This is a genomic window from Micromonospora sicca, assembly GCF_003172935.1.
Lineage (GTDB): Bacteria > Actinomycetota > Actinomycetes > Mycobacteriales > Micromonosporaceae > Micromonospora > Micromonospora sicca.
On record NZ_QGKS01000310.1, the window covers coordinates 14471 to 38692 of the forward strand.

The 24222-nt window shown below is 69.6% G+C and carries 26 protein-coding genes and 1 pseudogene; 17 read left to right on the forward strand and 10 right to left on the reverse strand.

What is annotated here, in order from left to right; translation table 11 throughout:
- Position 1: 1 nt before the first annotated feature.
- The 3 genes from DKT69_RS25845 to DKT69_RS25855 are packed head-to-tail and all read right to left on the reverse strand — an operon-like array spanning position 2 to position 3122.
- On the reverse strand, positions 2–457 hold the full coding sequence (locus DKT69_RS25845) for a ribose-5-phosphate isomerase (protein WP_109804100.1): 456 nt from the start codon (positions 455–457) through the stop codon (positions 2–4).
- Positions 454–2184, reverse strand: coding sequence for a dihydroxyacetone kinase family protein (locus DKT69_RS25850; protein ID WP_109804101.1), 1731 nt, complete (start codon positions 2182–2184; stop codon positions 454–456). The genes DKT69_RS25845 and DKT69_RS25850 overlap by 4 nt, the downstream gene beginning before the upstream one ends.
- A complete protein-coding gene (locus DKT69_RS25855) occupies positions 2181–3122 on the reverse strand; it encodes a sugar phosphate isomerase/epimerase family protein (protein ID WP_109804102.1) in 942 nt (313 codons plus the stop codon). The genes DKT69_RS25850 and DKT69_RS25855 overlap by 4 nt, the downstream gene beginning before the upstream one ends.
- Positions 3123–3248: 126 nt before the next feature.
- On the opposite strand from DKT69_RS25855, the gene DKT69_RS25860 reads away from it, so the two are divergent.
- Together DKT69_RS25860 and DKT69_RS25865 are read left to right on the forward strand one after the other, a co-directional pair.
- Positions 3249–3980: a GntR family transcriptional regulator gene (locus DKT69_RS25860; RefSeq protein WP_109804103.1), complete on the forward strand. Its 732-nt coding sequence runs from the start codon at positions 3249–3251 to the stop codon at positions 3978–3980.
- 128 nt (positions 3981–4108) lie between these two features.
- A complete protein-coding gene (locus DKT69_RS25865) occupies positions 4109–5113 on the forward strand; it encodes a 4-hydroxythreonine-4-phosphate dehydrogenase PdxA (RefSeq protein WP_109804104.1) in 1005 nt (334 codons plus the stop codon).
- Between the two features lie 163 nt (positions 5114–5276).
- Here the strand turns inward: DKT69_RS25865 and DKT69_RS39155 are convergent.
- Positions 5277–5532: pseudogene (locus DKT69_RS39155) on the reverse strand (IS5 family transposase); the annotation flags it as partial.
- 204 nt (positions 5533–5736) lie between these two features.
- Positions 5737–6069, reverse strand: coding sequence for a MerR family transcriptional regulator (locus DKT69_RS25875; RefSeq protein WP_236648351.1), 333 nt, complete (start codon positions 6067–6069; stop codon positions 5737–5739).
- Positions 6070–6197: 128 nt separating this feature from the next.
- Between DKT69_RS25875 and DKT69_RS25880 the strand changes: the two genes are divergently transcribed.
- From DKT69_RS25880 to hypE, 14 genes are all read left to right on the forward strand, one after another.
- The gene (locus DKT69_RS25880; RefSeq protein ID WP_109804106.1) at positions 6198–6908 is read left to right on the forward strand and encodes an SDR family oxidoreductase; all 711 of its coding nucleotides are present in this window, start codon (positions 6198–6200) and stop codon (positions 6906–6908) included.
- 320 nt (positions 6909–7228) lie between these two features.
- Positions 7229–8233 (forward strand): FUSC family protein, encoded by a 1005-nt coding sequence (locus tag DKT69_RS25885; protein WP_236648352.1) that lies wholly within the window; start codon positions 7229–7231, stop codon positions 8231–8233.
- A 529-nt stretch (positions 8234–8762) separates the two neighbouring features.
- A complete protein-coding gene (locus DKT69_RS25890; RefSeq protein WP_201749857.1) occupies positions 8763–10364 on the forward strand; it encodes a hypothetical protein in 1602 nt (533 codons plus the stop codon).
- Positions 10361–11293 (forward strand): hydrogenase maturation protease, encoded by a 933-nt coding sequence (locus DKT69_RS38510; protein ID WP_161557954.1) that lies wholly within the window; start codon positions 10361–10363, stop codon positions 11291–11293. The genes DKT69_RS25890 and DKT69_RS38510 overlap by 4 nt, the downstream gene beginning before the upstream one ends.
- Positions 11293–11832: a hemerythrin domain-containing protein gene (locus tag DKT69_RS25900; protein WP_109804108.1), complete on the forward strand. Its 540-nt coding sequence runs from the start codon at positions 11293–11295 to the stop codon at positions 11830–11832. Before DKT69_RS38510 ends, DKT69_RS25900 begins: the two co-directional genes overlap by 1 nt.
- A complete protein-coding gene (locus tag DKT69_RS25905; RefSeq protein WP_109804109.1) occupies positions 11829–12953 on the forward strand; it encodes an NADH-quinone oxidoreductase subunit B family protein in 1125 nt (374 codons plus the stop codon). Before DKT69_RS25900 ends, DKT69_RS25905 begins: the two co-directional genes overlap by 4 nt.
- Positions 12950–14749 carry a nickel-dependent hydrogenase large subunit gene (locus DKT69_RS25910; protein WP_236648353.1) on the forward strand — a complete coding sequence of 600 codons (1800 nt, stop codon included), beginning with the start codon at positions 12950–12952 and terminating at the stop codon, positions 14747–14749. Before DKT69_RS25905 ends, DKT69_RS25910 begins: the two co-directional genes overlap by 4 nt.
- A complete protein-coding gene (locus tag DKT69_RS25915) occupies positions 14742–15353 on the forward strand; it encodes a NifU-related iron-sulfur-binding protein (RefSeq protein WP_109804110.1) in 612 nt (203 codons plus the stop codon). The genes DKT69_RS25910 and DKT69_RS25915 overlap by 8 nt, the downstream gene beginning before the upstream one ends.
- Complete coding sequence (locus DKT69_RS25920; protein WP_109804111.1) at positions 15350–15964, forward strand: DUF5947 family protein; 615 nt, start codon at positions 15350–15352, stop codon at positions 15962–15964. The genes DKT69_RS25915 and DKT69_RS25920 overlap by 4 nt, the downstream gene beginning before the upstream one ends.
- A 14-nt stretch (positions 15965–15978) precedes the next feature.
- Positions 15979–16182: a hypothetical protein gene (locus DKT69_RS25925; RefSeq protein ID WP_109804122.1), complete on the forward strand. Its 204-nt coding sequence runs from the start codon at positions 15979–15981 to the stop codon at positions 16180–16182.
- 33 nt (positions 16183–16215) lie between these two features.
- Positions 16216–16317 (forward strand): DUF6893 family small protein, encoded by a 102-nt coding sequence (locus tag DKT69_RS41450; RefSeq protein ID WP_375373474.1) that lies wholly within the window; start codon positions 16216–16218, stop codon positions 16315–16317.
- Between the two features lie 21 nt (positions 16318–16338).
- Entirely contained in the window at positions 16339–16611 is a 273-nt protein-coding gene (locus DKT69_RS25930; RefSeq protein ID WP_109804112.1) for a HypC/HybG/HupF family hydrogenase formation chaperone, read from the forward strand.
- A gap of 10 nt (positions 16612–16621) precedes the next feature.
- Positions 16622–17749, forward strand: a complete 1128-nt coding sequence (gene hypD / locus DKT69_RS25935) for a hydrogenase formation protein HypD (RefSeq protein WP_109804113.1) — start codon at positions 16622–16624, stop codon at positions 17747–17749.
- Entirely contained in the window at positions 17746–18897 is a 1152-nt protein-coding gene (gene hypE / locus DKT69_RS25940) for a hydrogenase expression/formation protein HypE (protein WP_109804114.1), read from the forward strand. The genes hypD and hypE overlap by 4 nt, the downstream gene beginning before the upstream one ends.
- 15 nt (positions 18898–18912) lie before the next feature.
- Here hypE and hypF read toward each other — a convergent pair whose 3' ends face one another.
- From hypF to DKT69_RS25965, 5 genes are read right to left on the reverse strand one after another with little or no spacing between them, the layout of a single operon-like run.
- On the reverse strand, positions 18913–21192 hold the full coding sequence (gene hypF / locus DKT69_RS25945; RefSeq protein WP_201749858.1) for a carbamoyltransferase HypF: 2280 nt from the start codon (positions 21190–21192) through the stop codon (positions 18913–18915).
- A gap of 10 nt (positions 21193–21202) precedes the next feature.
- Positions 21203–21868 carry a D-sedoheptulose-7-phosphate isomerase gene (locus DKT69_RS25950; protein ID WP_109804115.1) on the reverse strand — a complete coding sequence of 222 codons (666 nt, stop codon included), beginning with the start codon at positions 21866–21868 and terminating at the stop codon, positions 21203–21205.
- Positions 21865–22107, reverse strand: coding sequence for a HypC/HybG/HupF family hydrogenase formation chaperone (locus DKT69_RS25955; RefSeq protein WP_201749859.1), 243 nt, complete (start codon positions 22105–22107; stop codon positions 21865–21867). The genes DKT69_RS25950 and DKT69_RS25955 overlap by 4 nt, the downstream gene beginning before the upstream one ends.
- A complete protein-coding gene (locus DKT69_RS25960) occupies positions 22104–22718 on the reverse strand; it encodes a D-sedoheptulose-7-phosphate isomerase (protein ID WP_109804116.1) in 615 nt (204 codons plus the stop codon). Before DKT69_RS25960 ends, DKT69_RS25955 begins: the two co-directional genes overlap by 4 nt.
- A gap of 11 nt (positions 22719–22729) precedes the next feature.
- Positions 22730–23197: a helix-turn-helix transcriptional regulator gene (locus DKT69_RS25965; protein ID WP_201749860.1), complete on the reverse strand. Its 468-nt coding sequence runs from the start codon at positions 23195–23197 to the stop codon at positions 22730–22732.
- A 571-nt stretch (positions 23198–23768) separates the two neighbouring features.
- Between DKT69_RS25965 and DKT69_RS25970 the strand changes: the two genes are divergently transcribed.
- Positions 23769–24170, forward strand: coding sequence for a hypothetical protein (locus tag DKT69_RS25970; RefSeq protein WP_201749861.1), 402 nt, complete (start codon positions 23769–23771; stop codon positions 24168–24170).
- Positions 24171–24222 lie beyond the last annotated feature (52 nt).

Genomic DNA, 24222 nt, shown 5'->3' on the forward strand with positions numbered 1-24222 from the left:
GTCAGTCACCCTCGTACGAGCAGATCGCCGCGACCTTGGTCGCGGACGCGGAGTTGGGGTCGAAGGAGTAGGTGAGCCACTCCCGGGCGAGACGGCGGGCCAACTCAAGCCCGATGACGCGCTGGCCGAAGGTGAGCACCTGGGCGTTGTTGGACAGGATGGCTCGTTCGACGGAGAACGAGTCGTGAGCCGTGACGGCCCGTATTCCGGGCACCTTGTTCGCGGCGATGGCCACGCCCAGTCCGGTGCCGCACACGAGCAGGGCGCGGTCGGCCGTCCCCTCAGCGATCAGTCGCGCGGCGGCGACCGCTATGTGCGGGTAGGCGACGTCCTCGCCCGAGGCGACGCCGACATCGATGACCTCGCGCACCCGCGGGTTGTCGGCCAGGTCGGCCTTGAGCGCCTCTTTGTAGCTGAAGCCGGCGCTGTCGGCGCCGATGACGATCCGAAGAGTCATGGCTGCTCCCGGGGCTGGTCGGTGGCGAAGTGAACAGCAAGAGCGCTGACGATCAGGGCGAAGGAAACCGCGCCCGCGTCGGGCGTGCCGATGCTGCCGTCGCCGTGGGTGCGGGCGCGGCCGAGACGCGCGGGTATGTGCGCGGTTGCCTCTGCCGCCTGCGTCGCGGCGTGCGCAGCGGCCGACCACGCGGCGCCGAACGGCGTTCCCGCTTCGGTCCGGGCCTCGAGCACCTGCGCGAACGGCACGGCGGCGTCGACCAACGTCTTGTCGCCGGGCTCGGCGCCGCCCAGTCGCATGACGGTCGCGACGGCCGCGCCGGTCGCCCGGACGATGTCATCTGGGGTCGGCACATTCTCGTCGTCCAACGTTCCGGCGGCGGCGGTGAGTGCCGCACCCCACAGGGCGCCCGAGGTGCCGCCGGCCCGTTCGGACCAGGCCTCGGCCGCTTGTATCAGCAGTCCCCGGACACCCGCCCGTTCATCGGCCGCCACCTCGGCCGCCTCCGCGGCGGCCGCGGTGCCGCGCGCCATGCCGATGCCGTGGTCTCCGTCGCCGGCGACCGCGTCGATCTCGCCGAGGCGGGCCTCGTGCTGGAGCACGACGTCCCGGACATGGGCCATTGCCCGCGCGACGCGGGCGGCGCAGGCGCGCGAGGCGGGCGACCCTGGCTGGATGCGCCGCGCAGGCCCGGCGACCGCGAGTACGCGGCGGGGCTGTTCGTCGCTGACGGGGCCGCGGTGGAAGGCGGGAGCGTCCGCCGGCGCGACCCAGTACTTTTCGAGGTCGTCGTCCAGAAAGGTGACGGTCAGCGAGAGGCCGGACATGTTCAGGCTGGTGACCTGCTCTCCGACCGTCGGCCTGACGATGGTCAGGCCAGCCTTCCCGAGTTGATGGGCGACTCGACGGTAGACGACGAAGAGTTCCTCGTACTTAACCGAGCCGAGGCCGTTGACCAGGACCGCCACGCGGCCGCTCGACCGGCTGGCCCCGGCCCCGTCGAGGACCTCGCCAACCAGCAGATCCGCCAGCTCGTCGGCACCGAGAAGCCGCTGCTTGCCGATTCCGGGCTCACCGTGGATACCCAGCCCGATCGCCATGTGCCCCGGCTCGACGGTGAACAGGGGGTGTCCGGCCCCGGGAAGGGTGCAGCCGTCGAAGGCGACGCCGAAGGAGAAGGTGGCGTCGTTGGCGCAGCGGCCGATCGCCTCCACCGCATCCAGGTCCAGGCCATCTTCCGCCGCACCACAAGCGATCTTGAAGACGATCATGTTGCCCGCGACGCCGCGGCGTTGATCACGTTTCTGCGGCGGGGCGGAGACGATGTCATCCGTCACGGCGAGCGTACGGACGTCGATGCCCTCGGCGCGCAGCCGTTCCGCGGCCTGACCGAAGTGCAGGACGTCGCCGGCGTAGTTCCCGAAGCCGAGGATGATGCCACCGCCGGCGTCGGCGGCGCGGGCGACCGAGTACACCTGGCTCGCGGACGGCGATGCGAAGATGTTGCCGCAGACGGCACCGTGCGCGAAGCCCGGGCCGACCCAACCGGCGAAGGCCGGGTAGTGGCCCGACCCACCCCCCAGCACCACCGTGACCCTTCCGGCCGGGGTGGCCGATGCGCGGACCACCCCGCCGTGCACCGGGATGACGTGCTCGCGGTGCACGGCCACGAATCCTTCGAGCGCCTCCCCGGCGAAGTCCGGGGCCACGTTGACCAGGCGGGTCATCGCCGGGCTCCGAGCTTCGCCCGGAGGACGCCGCGCAGGTAGTCACGGTTGCGCGCCGACACGCTCAGCCCGTCACCCCCGTAGTGCTCCACACTGATGGGGCCCTGGAAGCCCGCCTCGAGGGCGATCTCGATCGCGCGCCGGTAGCTGATGAGGCCGGACTCCGCGGGGGCGGGAACCGTGAAGTAGGCGCCGGTCGCCGGGTCATGGTCGCGGTAGTAGTTCTTGACGTGCCAGTAGTTGGCGTACGGGAGAGTCTTCAGGTGCATCTGCTCCCAGTCGTCGATGGGCCGGTGCAGCCGGATGAGGTTGCCGATGTCAGGGTTCAGGCCGACGTTCGGCATGTCGATGGCTTGGACGAGCGCGACGGCGGCCTCCGCCGTGCCCAGCAGGGTGTCCTCGTACATCTCGAGCGAAAGCTGGATACCGAGGCTTGCCGCATGCAGCGCGATGCGCGAGAAGCGCGCGACGGCAAGGTCGAAACTGGCCTCGTCCCGCTGCTGGTCGACGGCCCCGGGTTGGGTCCAGAACCACTCCGCGGCCCGCTGCTGCGCGGTCAGCGGCCGGTGCAGCCCCAGACTGACCACTCCGGTGCCGATGCTCGCCGCGGCCTCGACCGTACGCAGCGCGTAGTCGACGTTGGCCTCGCCGTGCTCCGGGTCGAGGATGCTGCGCCGGATGACCGAGATCGCGGTCACCCCTAGATCCGCGTCCTTGAGCGTGCGGACCAGGTCTTCGCGCTGGCCATCCGTGAGGTCGCCCGGACGCAGCCAGGTGTCGGTGAGATCGACGTGCTGGAACCCGCAGGCGGTGACCTCGCCGAGGACCCTGGCCCATTCGGTGGGGCCGGCGTCCTCGACGGTGATGCCATCGCGAGTGCGCCGTGGGAACTGGATCAGGGCAGCGCCGATGGGCCACTGCTCTGCCGTCCAAACCATGCCTGTCTCCGATCGACGTTGCCGTGTCATTGCCGGGCGGTTGCCTCATCGTTGCCCATAGATCCTGTAGGATCCATGAATATGCGGGCTGTGTCCAGAGGTGCGGACGGTAGGATCTCAACCACCATGACAACGTCGATGACTTCCGATGGCGACCCACTCGAGCCCGACCTCGGTCGGCCGGTCGAGCGACGCGCCCTGCGGGATGGCGTCTATGACGCGATCCTGGAACTTCTCCTCGCAGGCAGGGTCAAACCGGGCGCATCCCTGAGCATCGACGCCCTCGCCCGCCAACTCGGCGTTTCCCCTACGCCGGTGCGGGAGGCGATGGTGCAGCTCGAGCACACGGGCCTGGTCACCCGGGCCGCCCTGAAGGGTTACCGCGTGGCCCCGCCGCTGTCGGCCGAGCGCATGTCCGAACTCGTCGACGCGCGCACCATCCTCGAGGTCGCCGCCGTGCGCGGCGCCGTACCGATGTCGGACGTGGCGCTGCTGGAGCTGAAGGCCGCGCATTCCGACCACGTGCTCGCGGGCGACTACGTCAAGCGCATGCGAGCGAGAAACGACGAGCCGAGCTGGTCGGTCGTCCGCCGGTACTACACCGCGGACTGGGCGTTCCACCGCGTGATCCTCAGCCACTGCGGAAACCAGTATCTGCTGCAGCTGGCCGAGTTCCTCTCGCCTCAGGTGCATCGACTGCGGCAGTTGCTCGGACACGGCCTCACCGACGTCGACCAGGCCTTGGCCGAGCACGGCGACATCCTCGACGCGATCGCCTCCGGCGACAACGAGCGAGCCGAGAACGCCATGCGGACGCACCTGCTGGCCGTGCGCGCCCGCTCGCTCGCCGAGAGCTGACCCGGACGGGGCGGGAGCCGCAAGAGCACCTTGACTCGGCGAGCTGCTGAGTAGATCCTATAGGAAACAGGGATCCTGACGGAGAGCGTACCGGACCTCCCGGCCGGAACGCCCAAGAGAGGAAGCAGATGCGCCAGACCGTCTCCGAGGCCCTGCCGCGGGTCGCGCTCACGATGGGCGATCCGGCCGGCATCGGCCCCGAGCTCACCGTTCGACTCCTGGCCACGCCCGAGAACCTGCACAAGGCCGAGGTGTACGTCCTGACCGACGCGGCCGAACTCAAGGCGGTCGCCGCCGAGGTCGGCGTCGAGGTGCCGGTGGCCGACGCGCCGACTCCCGGTCACGCCGTCCTTGTCGGCAGTGAGCTGTCCGGGCGGCCAGTGGAGTGCAGGACCGTCAGCAAGGCGGCGGGCGAACGGGTGATGGCCGACCTGCTCAAGGCACTCAGCCTCTACGGGTCCGGCACGGTGGACGCGATCATGTTCACGCCGCTGAACAAGGGCTCGCTGCATCTGGCCGGTATGCACGAGGAGGACGAGCTCCGCTGGTTCGCCAAGAACCTGGGCTACGAGGGCACCACCTCCGAGTTGAACTTCATACCCGGACTGGTCACCTCCCGGGTGACCTCGCACATCCCGCTGAAGGACGTCGCTGCGCGGATCAACGCCGACTCGGTCCTCGCGGCCATCCGCCTCCTCGACGACGTGCTCAAGGGGTCAGGAATCGCGGCACCCCGCCTCGCCGTTTGCGCGCTCAACCCGCACGCCGGCGAGAACGGCCAGTTCGGCCGCGAGGAGATCGAGCACATCGCCCCCGGGGTCGAGGCAGCCCGGGCTCAGGGAATGGACGCGACCGGCCCCTATCCGTGCGACACCGTCTTCATCAAGGCCAGGAACGGTGACTTCGACGGCGTAATCACGATGTACCACGACCAGGGCCAGATCGCGATGAAGCTCATGGGCTTCGATCGGGGCGTGACCGTGCAGGGGGGCCTTCCCGTCCCGATCGCGACCCCGGCGCACGGCACCGCGTTCGAGATCGTCGGCAAGGGCGTCGCCAACCTCGGTCCCAGCCAGCACGCCTACGACCTGGCCGTCGCTCTTGGACGGCGCAACCGGCAGAACCGCCGATAGCGGGGCCGTACCGCTGCCCGCCGTCGCCAGCCCCTGGCATGTCGTTCCGCGGCGGTCACCCGGTCCCGGGCGGGCCGGGTGACCGGCATCTCCTCGACGGGCGCCCGTTTCCCCAACGACTAAGAGGGGCGTCCGACTCACGTATTTTGCGAGTGGTGTCCCTTCAGTCGCCTCGCCAGGTTGGGGTGGTTTCGTTGGTGACCCGTTTGGTGAAGTTATCGATCATCGCGAGTTGGATCATGCTGGCGGAGGTTGTCGGGTGGGGCTTCGTAGTCACGGGCGAGGCGCCGGTGGAGCATGATCCAGCACAGGGTGCGCTCGACCACCCACCCCCGCTTAACCACTGAGAACCCTCTGACCTGTGGGCCCTTGGTGACGACTTCGACGTCGATGCCGAGGGTTGCGCCGTGTTCGATCCGCCCGCCGCACCTCCCTGGCCTGCTCGCGAGCCAACTCGATAAAACGGCAGGATCTGCGACTCGTCGTTGATCACTTTCGTCGAAAACACTGTCTCGCCGTCGGCCCGGTCCACCGCGACCACCGCCACGAAGCCGCTGATCGTCACCGTCGGACGGCGGTGGCGATCAGCGGGCAGCCTGAGCGTGAGACCTGTCGCGGGCGGGTCAGCGACGGTGGTCGTGAGCGGCCGCGATGATCTCGTCGAGCCGGTCGCGGGTAGCGGACAGGTCGCGTACCTGGGCGTCGATGCGGGCGCGCTCCTTTTCGAGACGCTCGATTATCGCGCTGGTGGCGATCCCGGTGTGGACGCACGGAAGCAGCTCGACGACCGCCTTGCTGGAAAGGCCAGCGGCGAAGAGCGCCTGGATCCAGCGCACCCGCTCGACCGCGTCCTCGCTGTAGTGCCGCTGCCCGCTCGGGCTGCGCTGTGAGCTGAGCAGGCCGTGCTCCTCGTAGTAACGCAGCGCCCGGGTGCTCACGCCCGCCGCGGCCGCCACCTCGCCGATACGAACTGTTCCCCTCCTCACACCAGACTTGCCCTTGACGCCAACGTCAGGTTCTAGCGTATATCGCGTCCCGGTCCTGCCCCGCCGAGCCCGCCGGGCTGACTCATGGAGGAATTCCCGTGCAAATCGAAGGATCCGTCGCCCTCGTTACCGGCGCGAACCGCGGCATCGGCCGCGCTCTCGCTCAAGAACTCGTCGACCGGGGCGCGTCCAAGGTCTACGCCGCAGCACGCCACCCCGAACAGATCGATCTTCCCGGCGTCGTACCGCTCAGGCTCGACATCACCACCCCGGAGCAGGTCGCCGAAGCCGCCCGCGTCGCGTCCGATACGACGTTGCTCATCAACAACGCGGGCGTAACCACGTACGCGCCCCTGGTGACCGGAGACCTGAGCGACATCCGCCGGGAAATGGACACCAACTTCCTCGGGACACTGTCGGTCGTGCGGGCGTTCGCGCCAGTGCTCGCGGCCAACGGTGGCGGCGCAATCCTCAACGTGCTGTCGGTCATGGCGTGGCTCGGATACGAGCACTCCAACGGCTACGGCGCGTCGAAGGCTGCGCTGTGGGCACTCACCAACGGCGTCCGGGTCGAGCTGGCCTCGCAGGGCACACAGGTGACAGGGCTGGTGCTGGCCAGCACGGACACCGACATGATGGCAGGCTTTGACGTGCCCAAGAACCGACCCGAGGATGTCGCCCGGGCTGCCCTCGACGGGGTCGATGCCGGTCGGCTCGAGGTCCTCGCCGACGCCGACAGCGTCGCCCTGAAGGCCGCGCTGTCGCGGGACCCGTCCGAGACCTACCCGAAGGTGGTGGGAGCCGCGTGAGCTCACGAAGGCGAGGAATACATTCAGACCGGTGCCATCGCGCGTGCGAGTCGCTCTGACGCCGAGCTGCCCGCTGGCGACAAACGCGCTGGGCCCTGGGGTTCGGAAGAAACGAGCGGGGTAACTCCGGTCATGGGCGCTGATCGGGACGACCGGCCCGGCCCCGACACCGTTGCCGAGCAGGCCAAGGACATGACGGCGCGGGCCCGGCGCCGCGGTGGTGAGGCGGCAGGCTCCGGCTGCGACACCTCGAGATCATCCTGGTCGTCGCCGTCCAGTGCGGGCTCGCGGCTGCGCTGTCCTGGGCGATCGCCCACGAGGTGCTGGACAGGCCAGCGCCGGTCTTCGCGCCGAGCGCGGCGGTCGGCACGATCGTCGCCGCCCTCGGGCAGCGTGCCAAACGTACGTTCGAACTGATGCTCGGCGTCGGGCTGGGCCTGTTACTCAGCGATCTTCTGGTGCTCTACATCGGGTTCGGGCCCTGGCAGATCGGCTTGGTGGTGACGCTGGCCATCGCCGTCGCACTGCTGCTGACCGGACGAAGTGGCGCGCTGGTGGCCCAGGCCGGCAGTACCGCGGTACTGATCGCCACGCTGTCACCGACCTCACGAGACCTCGAATTGCCCCGGATCCTCGACGCCGTGGTGGGCAGCGTCGTGGGGCTGGTGGTAGGCGCCCTTCTGCTGCCAATCAACCCGATGCGCGTTCTCGACCGCACCGCCGCACCGGTAGTCGAAGCGCTCGGCGCGCAGCTTCGGGAGATCGCACACGCACTGAGACAGCGCGACCCGGACCGCGCGATGCGGGCACTCGACCAACTCCGCGGCATGGAACCCGACCTCGCCCGGCTGCACGAGGCACTGGCTGGCGCCAAGGAGGTGGTGACCATCTCGCCGCCGCGCTGGCGTCGCCGACAGGATGTGGAGCGTTACCGGCGTGGCATGCAGCACTTTGACCGGGTGGCGCTCGAGTGCCGGGAGCTGGTCCGCTGGGCCACCACCAGCCTGCAGTACGACGAGCCAGCACCGGAGGAACTCATTGCCGCCCTGGAGCGGCTCGCCCAGGCGGTCCAGCTACTGCATCAGGAAACCCGGCGGGGCCAGCCACCGGAGCAGACACGCCAGGCGGTCCTGGACTCCGCACGCCTGGCCGGCCAGGCCCGCGCACGAGGCCTGAACTCGTACGCCGACGCGATGGTGACCCAGCTCCGCACGGCCGCGAGTGACCTCCTTCGAGCGAGCGGGTACGAGCCGGAGACGGCCAACCGGATGGTGCGCGAGGCAGCACAGGGGGGCCCCGCAAAGCCTGACCCGGTGTCGGGGTGACATTGCCGCTGTCCCGCGATACCGCGCTGCTCGTGCTCGGCTTCGCCCTCGCCACCTAGCGCAGCGAACTCGCGGCTCTGGACATAGCCATGGCCTTTCACCTCCGACGGCCCGTAGGTCATCGTGTCCCCCGCCAAGACCAACCGCGACTCCAACGGCCGGACCGTCGCTCGCCCCTACGGCATCCACCCACACAGCTGCCGGATGCGCACGGCACGGACGTGGCTCTCATGCTGGCCGACCACGGCCGCACCAGCGGGCGGCTACTGGTCCTCATCGACTACCGCGACCGCCTCGGTGTTTGCCCACCGGGCCGCGGCAGCCCCGACGGCCGGCGCACCGGCCAGGCCATCGCCCTCCTCTTTCGCCCGCACCGCGGCCGTGGGCCAGCCTCGACCCACGGATGCCTGATGCGGCCACAGCCTGGGCCGCGGTCACCGGTGCCGGCGGCGCCACTGCGTCTCCTCGGCCTCCTGCTCCCGTTGTCCTGCGCGCGAAGTGTTCTGAGCCTGCGCCCGTGAAGCAACGCTTGGGCTGGCTCGTTTCTGCGGATCTCGTCGCCGGGGCCGAAGGCGGCCGTGTTGGTTCACCCGGTTCGGTGAATGCTGTCGTCACCTACCGACGATGCGCACTTACGGCTCGCCGGCGGGATTGGCTAGACCAGAGTGACCACGTGCCGGAGCAAGTTTCTGCGTGCTTTTGGGAGGAGGTGAGCACCGTGCAGACCCACTGCCCCACCGCCCTGTTCGACGGCGCGGAGGCACTCGCGGATGCGATCCTGTACGAGGGTTACCTGCTCTACCCGTATCGGCGTTCATCGGTCAAAAACCGGGTCCGCTGGCAATTCGGTGTCCTCGTGCCCCCCGCCTGGGGGGAGGCTCACGGCCTGGTCGACAGCAGCGTTGCGGGCTCGGCCGAGTCGTCGTGGCAGCAGACCGAATGCCTGATGGAAGCGCAGGACACGGCGATCGTCCGGATCCGGTTACGGTTCCTGCACCTACAACGCAAGGTGACCGAGCGACGGACGACCGACGGCGGGTACCGGCCGGTCGACCGAATCGAGGTCGGTGGCCGCACGGAGCTCAGCTTCGACGAGGCGGTACCGCGGGAGTTCGACATCGAGGCGCCGGTCGGCGACCTTCGGCCTGGCCGACGCTTCCACGTTTGTGTGCCCGGCGGAGAGGACGTCGAGCCGTTGGTCGACGACCGTGGCGAGCCGCTCGGGCGGGTGGTACGCCGGCGGTGGCCGTTGTCCGCCTCGGTCGCCGTCTCCGCTGTCCCGTCTCCGGCGCCCTTCCGGTTGCTGCGGCTCGCGGTGCGCGTCGAGAACACGGATCGGACAACGCCGGCGGACAGCCCTCGGGATGAGGCACTGCGCTGCTGCCTGCTCGCGGCGCACACGCTGTGCACCGTCAGTCGGGGGCGTTTCCTGTCCCTGCTCGACCCGCCCGAATGGGCGGCGCAGGCGGCCCGGGAGTGCAGCAACGTGCACACGTTCCCGGTGCTCGCTGGCGCGCCCGGCACCGCCGACGTCGTGCTCTCCGCACCGATCATCCTCTACGACCATCCCCGGATCGCGCCGGAGAGCCCCGGCGACCTGCACGACGCGACCGAGATCGACGAGATCCTCTCGCTGCGCACCCTCACGCTCTCCGATGCGGAGAAACGGGAGGCCCGAGCCACCGATCCCCGCGCCGCCGCCATCCTCGACCGCGTCGATGCGATGCCGCCCGAGGTGCTCGAACGGTTGCACGGCGCCATTCGGTCCCTGGAGCCCGTCCATCAGCCGGGCGACTCCGCCGCCGGGTTGGAACGGGCCCGCTCGGGGTTCGGCACGGATGTGGGGATCACGCCGGCGACGGAGACCGTCCTCGTCGCGGGAACCCTCCTGTCAAGGGGTAGCCGGGTCCGGTTACGCCCGCGCCGGCGCGGCACCGACGCGCACGACATGTTTCTGGAGGGCCGTACCGGCCGGGTAGAGCAGGTGCTGCTCGACATCGACGGGACGCGGTTCCTGGCCGTGACCGTGGATGACGACCCGGGCGCCGAACTGCACCAGTGGTACGGGCGCCTGCGTCACTTCCGGCCGGAAGAGGTGGAGCCCCTGCCCGGCGAGGTGGAAGCGCGATGAACAGCGCCGGCAACGGTCGGATCCTGGTCGCCGGGATCGGCAACATTTTCCTCGCCGATGACGCCTTCGGCGTGGAGGTCGTCCAGCGCCTGCGGGACGCCGTCCTGCCAGCGCGGGTGGATGTGTCCGATTACGGGATCCGCGGGATGCATCTGGCCTACGATCTGCTGGACGGGCACCACGACGTGCTGGTCATGGTGGACGCATTGCCGCTGGACGAGCCCCCCGGGACGTTGGCCGTTCTCGAGGTGGATCTCGAGGACCCCGGCTGGAGACTGCGGCCGACGGACGTACTGGACGCGCCGGCCGCCGACGGGCACGGCATGGATCCGGCGTCGGTGCTGCGCCTGCTGCGCGGCCTGGGCGGCAGCGTCGACCGCATCCTCGTGGTGGGTTGCCAACCCGCCGTCCTCGACGAGCGCATGGGGTTGTCGGCTCCGCTCGCCGCTGCGGTCGACCAGGCCGTCCGGATGGTGGTCGACATCGTCCACGAGGAAGCGGCACGGCTCGACACCGCACCGAAGCGGCAGGAGAGGTCGCCGCGAACGGCAGATGAGAGGGGGCTACCGCCGATGCATGAGACGGGTCTGTCCGAGGCGATCGTGGAGGCGGCGGTACGCAGGGCCGCCGGGCGCCGGGTCACCGGCCTGCGGGTGCGGATCGGCGGCCACGCGGTTGACCGTGATGTCGTCACGCAGGGCATCCAGGTGGCCGCGGTTGGCACGGTGGTCGCGGATGCCGTCCTTGATCTGGTGCTTGAACCGATGACAGTGCGGTGTCACGACTGTGGTCGTAGCGCGCGGGTCGACGACCACCTCGCGATGGTGGCCTGCCCCCGCTGCGGGGGTGTCGACATCGAGGTCACTGGCAGCGACGACGTGGTTCTGGAGTCCATCACGGTGGACAGCGTCGAGGTGGGAGCGGTCTGATGGACGCCACCGAGTTGCTGCGGCATGACCACCGTGTGGTGGAACAGCTGTTCCGGGACTATCGGGCAGCGGAATCGGACGCGCAGCGACGCGGCGTGGTGGAGATCCTCGTCCGCGAGCTGTCGAAGCACGCCGCGCTCGAGGAGGTTCTCTTCTACCCGTTCGCCGCAAAGGTGTTGGCGGACGGGCAGGTCGACAGACACCTCGCCGGGCATCAGCCCGTCAAGGAGTTGCTCCTTGAACTGGACCGCTGCCGAGTCGGCGATCGCGCGCAGGACGAGCTGATGGAGCGGCTGGCTTCCGCCGTCGCTCGGCATGTGCAGGACGACGAGAACGAGCTCATGCCGCTGTTGTGCGCCCGAGCCGACGAGCAGGCCCTCCGCGAGCTGGGCCAGGAACTCGACCAGGGCAAGCAGCGGGCCCCGACGCGCCCGCACCCGCACGCGCCGGACAAGCCCCCGGCGCTGGCCCTCGCGGCGCCGTTGGCGGCCATCTACGACCGGCTGCGGGATCGGATGCAAGGGAGGCAACGCACATGACGCCGGGCATGCGCGACACCGGCGCGGTGATCCCGCAAGAGACCGGGTTCGACGAGATAACCATCCTCTGGATCTCGGAGGGCATGAGTTGTGACGGAGATTCCGTTTCCATGACGGCCTCCGGTCAACCGGCGATCGAGGACATCATTCTCGGGCTCATTCCCGGTCTGCCGAAGGTCAACCTGCACAACAAGGTGTTGTCGCCGGCGGCTGGCGGCGAGGAGTTCCTGGCGCCGTACCGCCGGGCAGCCCGCGGGGAGATGGCCGAGCCGTTCATCCTCGTCATCGAGGGGTCGATCCCGAACGAGAACATCAACGGCGACGGGTACTGGACGTCGTTCGGCAACGACGAGAACACCGGTGAGCCGCTGACCCTCAACTGGTGGATCGACCAGCTGGCGCCGAAGGCGTGGGCGGTCGTCGCCGCCGGTACCTGCGCGACATACGGCGGCATCCATGCCATGGCGGGCAACCCGACGGGGTGCATGGGCCTTGCCGACTATCTCGGGTGGGACTTCCGGTCCCAGGGCGGCTTGCCGATCGTCAACGTGCCCGGCTGCCCGATCCAGCCGGAGAACTTCATGGAGACCCTGACCTGGGTGCTCTACCACGCCGCCGGCTCGGCGCCGCCCCCGCCGCTGGACCACATGCTGCGGCCGCAGTGGCTGTTCGGCAAGACCGTGCACGAAGGCTGCGACCGGGCCGCCTACTACGAGCAGGCCGACTTCGCCAAGGACTACAACTCGCCCAAGTGTCAGGTGAAGATCGGCTGCTGGGGGCCGGTCATCAACTGCAACGTCCCGAAGCGCGGCTGGATGGGCGGCGTCGGTGGCTGCCCCAACGTCGGCGGTATCTGCATCGGCTGCACCATGCCGGGATTCCCCGACAAGTTCATGCCGTTCATGGACATGCCGCCCGGTGGCAGCTTGTCCACGTTGCTGATCAAGCCGTACGGCGCACTGATCCGCCGCTTGCGCGGCATCACCAACGTCACCGCCAACCGGGAACCGAAGTGGCACCACAACGGTCCGGAGCTCACCAGCGGCTACAACCCCCGGTGGCGCCCGTACGGCCCGGCAGACCCCCGGCGTCAGGCGGCAATCGAGAGGAACCGACCGTGACAGCGACGAGGCCGAAGCCGGCCGCCGGCCAGAAACCCGGCGAACTGGTGGAGATGGCGTGGGACCCGATCACCCGGATCATCGGCAACCTCGGCGTCTACACGAAGATCGACTTCGCCAACCGCGTGGTCGCCGAATGCCACACCACGTCGTCGCTGTTCCGCGGCTACTCGGTCTTCATGAAGGGGAAGGACCCGCGCGACGCCGGCTTCATCACCAGCCGGATCTGCGGCATCTGCGGCGACAACCACACGACCTGCTCCGTCTACGCGCAGAACATGGCGTACGGCATCAAGACCCCACCGCTCGCGGAGTGGATCATCAACCTCGGCGAGGCCGCCGAGTACATGTTCGACCACACCCTCTTCCAGGACAATCTCGTCTTCGTCGACTTCTGCGAGGCGATGGTCAAGCAGACCAACCCCAGCGTCCTCGCCCGCGCGGAAGCCACCGCGGCGCCCGGCCGGGACATCCACGGCTACCGGACGATCGCCGACATCATGCGGGCCTACAACCCGTTCGAGGGCGAGGTCTACAAGGAGGCGCTGAAGGTCAGCCGGACGACCCGGGAGATGTTCTGCCTCATGGAGGGCCGGCACGTCCACCCGTCCACGGTCTATCCCGGCGGCGTCGGCACAATGCCCCAGCCGACCCTGTTCACCGACTACCTGAGCCGGCTGATCAGCATCCTGGACTTCGTCAAGAAGGCCGTCGCCATGAACGACGACGTCTTCGACTTCTGGTACGAGGCGCTGCCCGGCTATGAGGAAGTGGGCCGCCGGCGGGTCCTGCTCGGCTGCTGGGGCGCGTTCCAGAATCCCGACGTCGTCGACTACCGGTACGAGACCATGTCGAACTGGGGGCGGGCGATGCACGTCACGCCCGGCATCGTGGTCGACGGCAAACTGCTCACCACCGACCTGGTCGACATCAATCTCGGCATCCGCATCCTGCTCGGCAGCTCCTACTACAAAGACTGGGTGGGTAACGAGGATCCCTTCGTCAAGTACGACCCGCTCGGCAACCCGGTCGACATCCGCCATCCCTGGAACCAGACCACCCTGCCGGATCCGCAGAAGCGCGACTTCGACGACAAGTACAGCTGGGTGATGAGCCCGCGCTGGTTCGACAAGAACAGCGGAGAGCATCTGGCGCTGGACACCGGCGGCGGCCCCTTCGCCCGGCTGTACACCACCGCGCTAGCGAAGATGGTCGACACGCCGTACGTCAAGTCGACCGGTAAGAGCGTGCTGATCTCGCTTCCGAGGAGCCAGCGGCTGCCCGAGACGACGTTGGAGTGGAAGATCCCGCGCTGGTCGAACGCGCTGGAGCGGGACCGCTCACGGGCCTATTTCATCGCGTACGCCGCAGCGATGTCGCTGTACTTCCTGGAACAGGCGATGGAGCGCATGCGCGGCGGCGACATGCGGGTCTTCACCGAGTTCGACGTGCCGGACGAGGCCATCGGCTGCGGCTTCCACGAGGCCGTCCGGGGCGCCCTGTCGCACCACCTCGTGATCAGGGACCGCAAGATCGCCAACTACCACCCGTACCCGCCGACGCCGTGGAACGGCAGTCCCCGCGACAGCTACGGCACACCCGGTCCGTACGAGGACGCGATCCAGAACATGCCCATCTTCGAGGAGAACGGCCCGGCCAACTTCAAGGGTGTGGACATCATGCGGGCAGTGCGCAGTTTCGATCCGTGCCTGCCGTGCGGGGTGCACATGTACGTGGGCGGCGGTCGTACCGTCAAGAAGATCCACTCGCCGATGTTCGGCGCGTCACATGGGTGAGCAGCCGGACGTCCAGCGGCTCGACGACGCGGCCGTCGAGCCGCGGCTGGCACGTTTGGACGCCGTGCTCGGCCAGCTCGAGCAGACCCCCGGCCGCACCGCCGAGCTGGCGCTGGAAGCGGTCGAGATGCTGACCGAGGTGTACGGCGAGGCGCTGGCCCGGGTCACCGATCTCGCCGCCGACAGCACCCGCGCACTCGACCGGCTCACCGAGGACGAGCTGCTGCGGCACCTGCTGCTGTTGCACCACATCCACCCGGATCCGCTGGACCGGCGCGTGGCCCGGGCGGTCGACGATCTCCGGCCGCAGCTGCGCACGCACGGCGCCGAGATCGCGCTCGTCGGTGTCCAGGGTGAGGTGGCGAGGATCAGCCTGTCGGCGAGTTCGTGCGGCGGTGGCGCAGCCGCGCTGCCTGATCTCGTACGGGAACAGGTCCTGGCGTTCGCGCCGGAACTGTCCGCGGTCGACCTGGTGGCGCCCGCGCCGGCTCCGGCGCTGATCCCGGTCGCCGCCCTGTGGCAGCGGCCGGATCGGACCGATGCGGCGACAGTGAACGAGGTGGGGCAGGCTGCCGGACCGCTCACGTCGGGTGGCCTGGCATGACGGCGGGTGCCCTGCACCGGGCGATCCGCCGCGCGAGACGGCGCGCGGCCTCGATCGAGCGCTGCGGCATGTGCGCCGGGCCGGTCGGTCCGGAGCACCGGCACGTGTGGGACGAGCAGGACGGGGAGCTGATGTGCGCCTGCACGCCATGCTCCCTGCTGTTCGCCCGCGAGGCGGCCGGCGGCGGCAGGCACCAGCTCGTCCCCGCCCGCGGCAGGCGGTTGACGGGCCTGTCCGTCGACGAGCTCGGTGTGCCGGTCGGGCTGGTGTTCTTCGTGAAGCAGCAGGACGGCCGGGTGCTCGCCCACTACCCGAGTCCCCTCGGCACGACCGAGTCGGAGATCGATGCCGGCGCCTGGCGAGCGGTCGAGGCGCGATCGCCCGCGCTGGCAGAGCTGAAGCCACGGGTCGAGGCCTTCCTGGTGTGGACGGGCCCGCCGCGCGGCGGCGGCCAGCAGTGGGTGGTGCCGGTCGACGACTGCTTCCGACTCGTCGCCCTCATCCGCCAGCACTGGACGGGCATGTCGGGGGGAAGCGCGGTGTGGCGGGAGATTCCCCGATTCTTCGACGAACTCGGCCGACGACATGATCGGCCGTCCGGCAACGACTGATGGAGGAGGCGGAAATGGGCGAGATCCGAGCGGGCGATCCCGATGTCGAACTCGACGCACCGGCGCACACCAAGGGCGTGGAGGAGGGCAACTCGCGGCGGAGGAGGCAGTCAGGCCATCAGGATGACGGGACGGTGGACGCGCGCCGCTCGACCGGTATCCGGCCGAAGAAGCACGACCCGATCCTGCCGATCATGCCGAACCTGCCACCGGGCTGAGCGGGCCCGGACCAGGCCCGAAGGAGGTGAGCTGTGCGGAAGCTGTTGGTGCTGCTGGCCGGCGTGGTCGTGGCCGGGATGTTCTGGAAGGAACTTCCCGCGCTGCGGCGCTACATCAAGATCGAGAAAATGTAATCGGAAAGGACGGGTAGCTCGATGTGCCTTGGCATCCCGGGCGAGATCGTCGAGATCAAGGCCGGCCGCGACGACCTCGCCATCGTCGACGTCGTCGGTGTCCGGCGGGCGATCAACATCGGCCTGCTCGGTCCAGACCAGGTCGGTATCGGCGACTGGGTGCTCGTCCATGTCGGGTTCGCCATGTCGAAGATCGACGAAGCCGAGGCGGCCGCCACCTTGGAAATGTTGAACGGTCTCGGACAGGCGTACACCGACGAGTTGCAGGCGCTCGCCGAATCCGACATCACCTAGGAAAAGTGAGATGCGTTTCGTTGACGAGTACCGCGACGCGGACAAGGCGCAGGCGTTGGCCGCCCAGATCGCCGCGTTGTGCGAGCCGGGGCGGCAGTACAAGTTCATGGAGGTCTGCGGCGGGCACACGCACACCATCTACAAGCACGGGATCGAGGACTACCTGCCGGAGAGCGTCTCGCTGGTGCACGGGCCGGGCTGCCCGGTCTGTGTCATCCCGATGGGCCGGGTGGACGACGCCATCGCCATCGCGCACGAGCCGGGCGTCATCATGACGGCGTTCGGCGACATGATGCGGGTCCCAGGCGGGAACGGCTCCTTCCTGGACGCCAAGGCGGCTGGGGCGGACATCCGGATGGTGTACTCGCCGCTGGACGCGCTGAAGATCGCGCGGGCCAACCCGGACCGCAAGGTGGTCTTCATGGCGATCGGGTTCGAGACCACCTCGCCGTCGACCGCCATGACAGTGCTGCGGGCTGCCGCCGAGGGCATCGACAACTTCTCGGTCTTCTGCAACCACGTCACCATCCTGCCGGCGATCAAGGCCATCCTCGACTCACCGGACCTGCGTCTCGACGGCTTTCTCGGGCCCGGGCACGTCTCCACCGTCATCGGCTGCCGACCGTACGAGTTCATCGCCCGCGACTACGGCAAGCCGCTGGTGTGTGCCGGTTTCGAACCGCTGGATCTGCTGCAGTCCGTCTTCATGCTGCTCAAACAGCTCGCCGAGGGACGCTGCGAGGTGGAGAACCAGTACACGCGGGTGGTGCCCTGGGACGGCAACCTGCGGGCACTGGCGGCGATCGGCGAGGTCATGGCGCTGCGACCCTACTTCGAGTGGCGCGGCCTCGGTTTCATCTCGCACTCTGCGCTGCGGATGCGGGACGAGTACGCCGCCTACGACGCCGAGCGCCTCTTCGAGGTTCCCGGGGTGCGGGTGGCGGACCCGAAGGCCTGCCAGTGCGGCGAGGTGCTCAAGGGGGTACTCAAGCCCTGGGAGTGCAAGGTGTTCGGCACGGCGTGCACACCGGAGACGCCCATCGGCACGTGCATGGTCTCCTCGGAGGGCGCGTGCGCTGCCTACTACAACTTCGGCCGCTTCACGCGGCAGCGGCTCACGGAGGCGACCCGGATATGACGACCGAACGCACCGCGGGATGGGTCGAGCGGGCGGTGGCAGAGGCCGAGGCGACGACCGGTCACGAGGCGGGGCGGCTGTCGCCGGAGCAGCAGGTGCTGCAGCGCATCGAACGGGCGCGCCGACGCGCGCCGAAGATCAGGGAGAGCCGGATCACGCTCGCGCACGGCGCGGGCGGAAAGGCGACGCACAGCCTGATCGAAGGGCTGTTCGTCGAGGCGTTCCGCAACCCGACGCTGGAGGAACTCGACGACGGCGCGGTGCTCTCCGTGGGTACCAGCCGGCTGGCCTTCACCACCGACTCGTACGTGGTGTCGCCGCTGTTCTTCCCCGGCGGAGACATCGGCGACCTCGCCGTCAACGGCACCGTCAACGACCTGGCGGTCAGCGGGGCCCGCCCGCTGTACCTGTCGGCCGGGTTCATCCTGGAAGAGGGCTTTCCGGTCGCCGACCTGCAGCGGATCGCCACCTCGATGGCCGCCGCGGCGGAGCACGCCGGGGTCCAGGTGGTCACCGGCGACACGAAGGTGGTGCAGCGGGGCAAGGCCGACGGCTGCTACGTCAACACGGCGGGCGTCGGCGTGCTGGAGCGGCCGGTGACGCTGGGCCCCTCGCACGTCCGCCCCGGTGACGCGGTCGTCGTCTCCGGTCCGATCGGCGACCACGGCGTCACGATCATGCTCGCCCGCGGCGAGTTGGACATCGCGGCCGACCTCGCCTCGGACACCGCGGCGCTGCACGGTCTGGTGGATGCCCTGCTGGACGCGGCTCCCCGGGTACGGCTGCTGCGCGACGCCACCCGGGGCGGGGTGGCGACCATCCTCAACGAGGTGGCCCAGGCGGCCCAGCTCGCCGTCGTGGTCGACGAGGCCTCGGTACCCGTACGTCCCGCCGTGACCGGCGCCTGCGAGCTGCTCGGCATCGACCCGCTCTACGTGGCCTGCGAAGGACGCCTCGTGGCCGTGGTGGACGGCGCGCAGGCGGAGGCGGCCCTGGCGGCGCTGCGCGGCCACCCGCTCGGCGACGGCGCGGCGGTCATCGGTCGCGTCGCCGCCGACCCGCCCGGCATGGTGCTGCTCAAGACGGCGTTCGGCGGCACGCGGGTGGTCGACATGCTGGTCGGGGATCCACTCCCCCGCATCTGCTGACGCCGGTTTTGCGGGTCAGGCGGCGGGAACGCCCCGGGCCGCGGCCACCACGGCCTGGCCGAGGGAGATCCCGCCGTCGTTGGGCGGCACCCGCGAGTGCACGAGCACCCGGAAGCCGTCCTGCTCCAGCCCGCTCACCACCCGGTCGAGCAGCAGCACGTTCTGGAAGACCCCGCCGGAGAGCGCGACCGTGGCCAGGCCCCTGCTTTCCCGGACGGCGCCGGCCGCCCGTACCACGGCGTCCGCCAAGCCGTGATGGAACCGCGCGGCGATCCGGCCGGGATCCACCTTGGCGAGCAGGTCGTCGACCACGCAGCGAACCAGCCCGCGTCCGACGTCCTGGAGCGGGACCGGAGCGGCCGCCTCGACCCGGTAGCCGCCCCGCTCGTCGGGATCGGCCCGCTGCTCCAGTGCGATCGCGGCCTGCCCCTCGTACGTGACCCGGTCGTGCAGGCCGAGGATCGCCGAGACGGCGTCGAACAGCCGGCCAACACTCGAGGTACGGGGTGAGTTCGTGCCAAGCCGCGCCAGGGCCACCGCCGCCCGCCACCGCCGCTCGTGCCGGCGCGCCACCGCCAGGTCGGGCATTGCGTCGCCGTAGATCTCGTCCAGGTAGGCCGCCGCCATCCGCCACGGCTCGCGGACCGCCGCGATCCCGCCCGGCATCGGCACGGCGGCCAGATGGCCGACCCGCTCGAAGCCGGCCAGGTCCGCGACGAGCAGCTCGCCTCCCCACAGGGTGCCGTCGGTGCCGAATCCGAGCCCGTCGAAGGCGACGCCGATCACCGGGCCGGGGTCGCCGTTGTCGGCCAGGCAGGACGCGATGTGGGCGTGGTGGTGCTGGACGCCGACCAGTTTGACGTCAGCGCGCTGCAGCGCGTACTTCGTCGACAGGTACTCGGGATGCAGGTCATGGGCGACGACCTGCGGCCGGACATCGAAGAGCCGGGTGAAGTGCGAGATCCCGTCGGTAAACGCCCGCAACGTCTCGAAGTTCTCCAGGTCTCCGATGTGGTGCGACACGAACGCGCGCCGCCCCTTCGCCACGCAGAACGTGTTCTTCAACTCCGCGCCGCAGGCCAGCACCGGCCGGTCGAAGCGCCACGGCAGGGTGACCGGCGCGGGCACGTAGCCACGGGACCGCCGCACCGGCAGCTCACGGCCCCGGAAGACACGCACCACCGAGTCGTCGGTCCGGACGTGGATCCGCCGGCCGTGCGTCAGGAAACCGTCGGCGATCCCCGCGAGCCGCTGGCGGGCGTCGTCGTCACGGTGCGCGATCGGCTCGTCGGAGACGTTTCCGCTGGTCAGCACGATCGGCATGCCGAGCCGCCCGAGCAGCAGATGGTGCAGCGGCGTGTACGGCAACATCACGCCCAGGTCGCGGTTGCCCGGCGCCACCGACGCGGCGACCGGGGCGTCGGGGAGGCGCGGCAGCAGCACCACGGGTCGGCGGGAGCCGGTGAGCACCGGCACGGCCGCCGGCGGCACGTCGACCAGGGTGCGTGCCGCCTGCAGGTCGGCGGCCATCAGGGCGAACGGCTTTTCCTCGCGGTGCTTGCGGGAGCGCAGCGTCGAGACGATCCGCTCGTCGTCGGCGCGGGCGGCCAGGTGGTAGCCGCCCAGACCCTTGACCGCGACGATCCGGCCGTTCCGCAGCCACCGTACGGCGTTGGCCAGCGGATCGCCGGAGACTGGGGCGCCGTCCGCGCCGACGAGCCGGAGTGCGGGTCCGCACACGGGGCAGCACACCGGCTCGGCGTGGAAGCGGCGGTTTCCCGGGTCGGCGTACTCCGCGGCGCAGTCGGCACAGAGGGCGAACCCGGCCATCGTGGTGGTACGACGGTCGTACGGAACGTCCTCGACGATCGTGAATCGCGGGCCGCAGTTGGTGCAGTTCGTGAACGGGTAGCCGTGGCGTCGGTCCCTCGGATCGGACAGCTCGCCGAGGCAGTCCGGGCAGGTGGCGGTGTCGGGGGAGATCAAGGCTTCCCGGCCGGCGCCGGTGACGCTGGTGACGATGGCAAATCCCGGCTGGCCGTTCGGCAGGACTGCCGCGGTGGTGAGCCGCTCGACCTGGGCGAGTGCCGGTGCCCGCCGGCTGAGGTCCGCGAGGAAGGCAGCCAGCCGCTCCTCGTCCCCTTCGACCTCGACGAAGACGCCTGCGGTGTCGTTGCCGACGAACCCGGCCAGGTCATATTCCGTGGCCAGCGCGTGCACGAACGGCCGGAAGCCGACTCCCTGCACGATGCCCTCGACGCGGACGTGCACCCGCCGCAGGCCGGCCAAACCCATGGCTAACCCCTCAGAATTCCTCGGCCAACGCCTGCTGGGTGAGTTCCCAGAGCACGTGGTAGAGCGTCGTCTGCGCCTCCTGGACCCGGTGCACCGATGCCGACGGCACCACAAAGAGGTAGTCGATCTCGTCGGATTCCGCCATCCGCCCGCCGTCGTACCCGGCGATGCCGACGGTGAGCATGCCCCGCCGGGCCGCCTCCCCGAACGCCCGCAGGACGTTGTTCGATCCCCCGCTCGTGGACAGCCCCACCGCGATGTCCCCGGTACGGCCGAACGCCGCCACCTGCCGGGCGAAGACCACCTCGAACCCCACATCATTGGACAGTGCCGTGATCAGCGCGACGTCTTGGGTCAGCGAGATGGCCGGCAACGGGCGGGCGGCCGTCGGCGGGTGCAGGAACAACTGCGCGATGTCCTGGGCGTCCGTGCCGCTTCCGCCGTTGCCGAAGGCGAACAGCGTGCCGCCGGCCTGAAAGGCCGCAGCGCACTGGCGGGCGCAGTCGAGCAACCGCTGCCCGTGCCCGGCGACCAGGGACTCGCGGAGGGCGACGATCTCCGCCGCCTTCTCCGCGGTGGACCTCGCCACCGCGGCGAGCACGGCGTCCACGTCGGTCGGCTGGGTGTCGAGGAACGGGTAGAGCGCCCCGATGGCGCCCTCGACCCGGGCGCTCATGAGTTCTTCTCCACGACCGCGATGGCCTCCTTGGCGTGTACCAGCACGACGTCGCCAGGTCCCGCCTCGACCAGGGCCACGCTGACCTCCTCCGGTCCGGCGTCCGTGTCCACTACAGCCAGTCCGTCGGCCGTCACTTCCCGTACCCGGACGGCGACCGCCATGTCGGAGCACGTGATGCACACGTCGTCGTGGCATTCGGGCAGGGTCCAGGTTGTCGGCACCGGCTGCGAGGTCACCGGACCGCCTCCGGCTCCAGCAGGCCGGGCTGTTCGAAGAACACGTGGACCAACTCCCACAGAATGTGATAGATCGTCACGTGCACCTCCTTCACAATGCAGGGGTCGTCGGTGCGGGCAACGACGACATGGTCGGCGACCGCGTCCCGAGCGATGTCACCGCCGTCGGCGCCGAGGAGCCCGACCGTGAGCAGACCGAGGTCGCGGGCCGCCATCAGCCCGTGCCGGACATTGGTGCACCGGCCGTCGACGGACAGTCCGAGCGCGATGTCCTCGGGCGCGGCGAGCAGGCGCAGCTGAGCGGCGAACACCTCGTCAAAGCCCTCCGCCTGAGCGATCCCGGTGAGGCTCGCGGCGTCGTTCGTCAGCGAGATCGCCGGCAGCGCCCGCTTGCCGACGATGACCGGGTGAACGAACTCCACCACGACGTGCTGGGCATCTGTTGCCGGCCCGCCGTTGCCGAAGACGATCAACTTTCCGCCGCGATGGAAGCGTACGGCCATCTCGTGACAGGCCCGCGCGATCCGCGCGGCGTCGCCAGCGAGCGACTCTCCGGGTGCCACCCGACGGGCGAACGCTCGCTGAACTGCCGGAAACACGGACGAAGGCATGGGTTCTCCGTTCAGCGCCGGGAAGCCGCGTACGGATCACGATTCGCGCCAGGCGATCCCGCGAAGGCGTCCGCCGAGCGCTGCAGGCAGGCACCGATGACCTGATTGAGTTGCGCCAGGCCGGTGAGGCACGATCGAAGATCGTCGCGGCCCTTGGCCGTCAGCTGGTAGCACCGGCGTGCCGGCCCCGCCCCGGCGGTCTCCCACCCGGAGATCAGCAACCGCTCGCGTTCCAGGCCGCGTAGGACCCGGTAGACGTGGCCTGGTTCCACATCGGGCAGTCCCATTGCCTTGAGGCGGTCGATCAGGTCGTACCCGTGACCGGAACGCTCGAAGATCAGGAGCAGCAGAAACGGATGCAGCAGGCCGTGCAGCTCGCGTCCGTGCACGTCAGCCCCTTTCGTCGGCGGCACGCACCGTGAAGCTAAACACACCTTTTCTTCTAATAGTGAAGATTGGCGGGTTTGAGATTCGACCATGGCCGAACGCCCGGTTGGAGAAGAAGTGCCCCCCGGCCGGCGCACCAGCCAGCCGACACAGGCCTTCGCGCACGTTGCCCCTCTGCTGGTTGTGTGCGAGCCCTTGAGCGACGGAGAGGCCGAGATGCGGACGGCTGCAGAGGCAGTCAAAGCAGCGCTGCTCGGCAAGCAGCCGCTTCCATGGGTCCAGGGTGAGCGGGAATGGGTCATTTCCTGGAGCGCGTGGGAGCACGGGTAACGGCCTCCGCCGCCAGCCACGCCGCACCCCCTCGGTGAGCTTGCGCGCGCTCAGTCTGATAGGCATCTTGAGCAGCGCCGGTCCCCGCACGACGAGCACTTCGGAGCCGCCGAAGAGGTCACCATGGTGGAGGCCCTGGTCAGGACGTTGCCAGTGGGATCCGCGTCTCAGCCTGCGGGACGCATACCGCCGCAAGCGGTGGAGAGCCCAAAGCCATTGATCGATGCGGCAAGGCGTCTCTTGGCCGGCAGGCCCTCTGTGGCAACCTTGAAGGAGGCGGCCTGAGCTGCTGAAACTCTGACCCGTGAGGGCGTGCAAGGAGATCCGCTCCCCGTGACATTGCATCATCCGGAACCCGACCCCGAGGTGCCAGCAAAGCCCCGAACAAGGACATACACCGCCGCGTACAAGGCGCGGATCCTGGCCGAGTACGAGACCCTCGACAAGGCCGGCAAGGGCGCCCTGCTTCGTCGGGAAGGCCTGTACACGTCGCTGCTCGCGGCGTGGAAGCACCAGCGTGACGCCGGCGCCCGCGAGGCCCTGGCCAAGCCGGCCGGGCGACCGAAGACCGACCCCGCGGTGCGGGAGGCCGCCAGGTTGCGGGCCGACAACGAGCGCCTGCGCGCCGAGTTGGACAAGGCCCGCACGGTGATCGAGGTCCAGGGAAAACTCTCCGCGCTGTTGGGGCAACTCGCGACCGACAGCCAGCACAGCGGGAGCGAGCCGACACCATGATCGACGCTGCGATCACCGAGCTGACGCCGCTGATCGGGGTCCGGGCGGCGTG

Bases quoted from the DNA above. Each gene is read 5' to 3' on its own strand.
- DKT69_RS25845 (WP_109804100.1), bottom strand. From the start codon at position 457: ATGACTCTTCGGATCGTCATCGGCGCCGACAGCGCCGGCTTCAGCTAC.
- DKT69_RS25850 (WP_109804101.1), bottom strand. From the start codon at position 2,184: ATGACCCGCCTGGTCAACGTGGCCCCGGACTTCGCCGGGGAGGCGCTC.
- DKT69_RS25855 (WP_109804102.1), bottom strand. From the start codon at position 3,122: ATGGTTTGGACGGCAGAGCAGTGGCCCATCGGCGCTGCCCTGATCCAG.
- DKT69_RS25860 (WP_109804103.1), top strand. From the start codon at position 3,249: ATGACAACGTCGATGACTTCCGATGGCGACCCACTCGAGCCCGACCTC.
- DKT69_RS25865 (WP_109804104.1), top strand. From the start codon at position 4,109: ATGCGCCAGACCGTCTCCGAGGCCCTGCCGCGGGTCGCGCTCACGATG.
- DKT69_RS38510 (WP_161557954.1), top strand. From the start codon at position 10,361: ATGAACAGCGCCGGCAACGGTCGGATCCTGGTCGCCGGGATCGGCAAC.
- DKT69_RS25900 (WP_109804108.1), top strand. From the start codon at position 11,293: ATGGACGCCACCGAGTTGCTGCGGCATGACCACCGTGTGGTGGAACAG.
- DKT69_RS25905 (WP_109804109.1), top strand. From the start codon at position 11,829: ATGACGCCGGGCATGCGCGACACCGGCGCGGTGATCCCGCAAGAGACC.
- DKT69_RS25915 (WP_109804110.1), top strand. From the start codon at position 14,742: ATGGGTGAGCAGCCGGACGTCCAGCGGCTCGACGACGCGGCCGTCGAG.
- DKT69_RS25920 (WP_109804111.1), top strand. From the start codon at position 15,350: ATGACGGCGGGTGCCCTGCACCGGGCGATCCGCCGCGCGAGACGGCGC.
- DKT69_RS25925 (WP_109804122.1), top strand. From the start codon at position 15,979: ATGGGCGAGATCCGAGCGGGCGATCCCGATGTCGAACTCGACGCACCG.
- DKT69_RS25930 (WP_109804112.1), top strand. From the start codon at position 16,339: ATGTGCCTTGGCATCCCGGGCGAGATCGTCGAGATCAAGGCCGGCCGC.
- hypD (WP_109804113.1), top strand. From the start codon at position 16,622: ATGCGTTTCGTTGACGAGTACCGCGACGCGGACAAGGCGCAGGCGTTG.
- hypE (WP_109804114.1), top strand. From the start codon at position 17,746: ATGACGACCGAACGCACCGCGGGATGGGTCGAGCGGGCGGTGGCAGAG.
- hypF (WP_201749858.1), bottom strand. From the start codon at position 21,192: ATGGGTTTGGCCGGCCTGCGGCGGGTGCACGTCCGCGTCGAGGGCATC.
- DKT69_RS25950 (WP_109804115.1), bottom strand. From the start codon at position 21,868: ATGAGCGCCCGGGTCGAGGGCGCCATCGGGGCGCTCTACCCGTTCCTC.
- DKT69_RS25960 (WP_109804116.1), bottom strand. From the start codon at position 22,718: ATGCCTTCGTCCGTGTTTCCGGCAGTTCAGCGAGCGTTCGCCCGTCGG.
- DKT69_RS25965 (WP_201749860.1), bottom strand. From the start codon at position 23,197: ATGGTCGAATCTCAAACCCGCCAATCTTCACTATTAGAAGAAAAGGTG.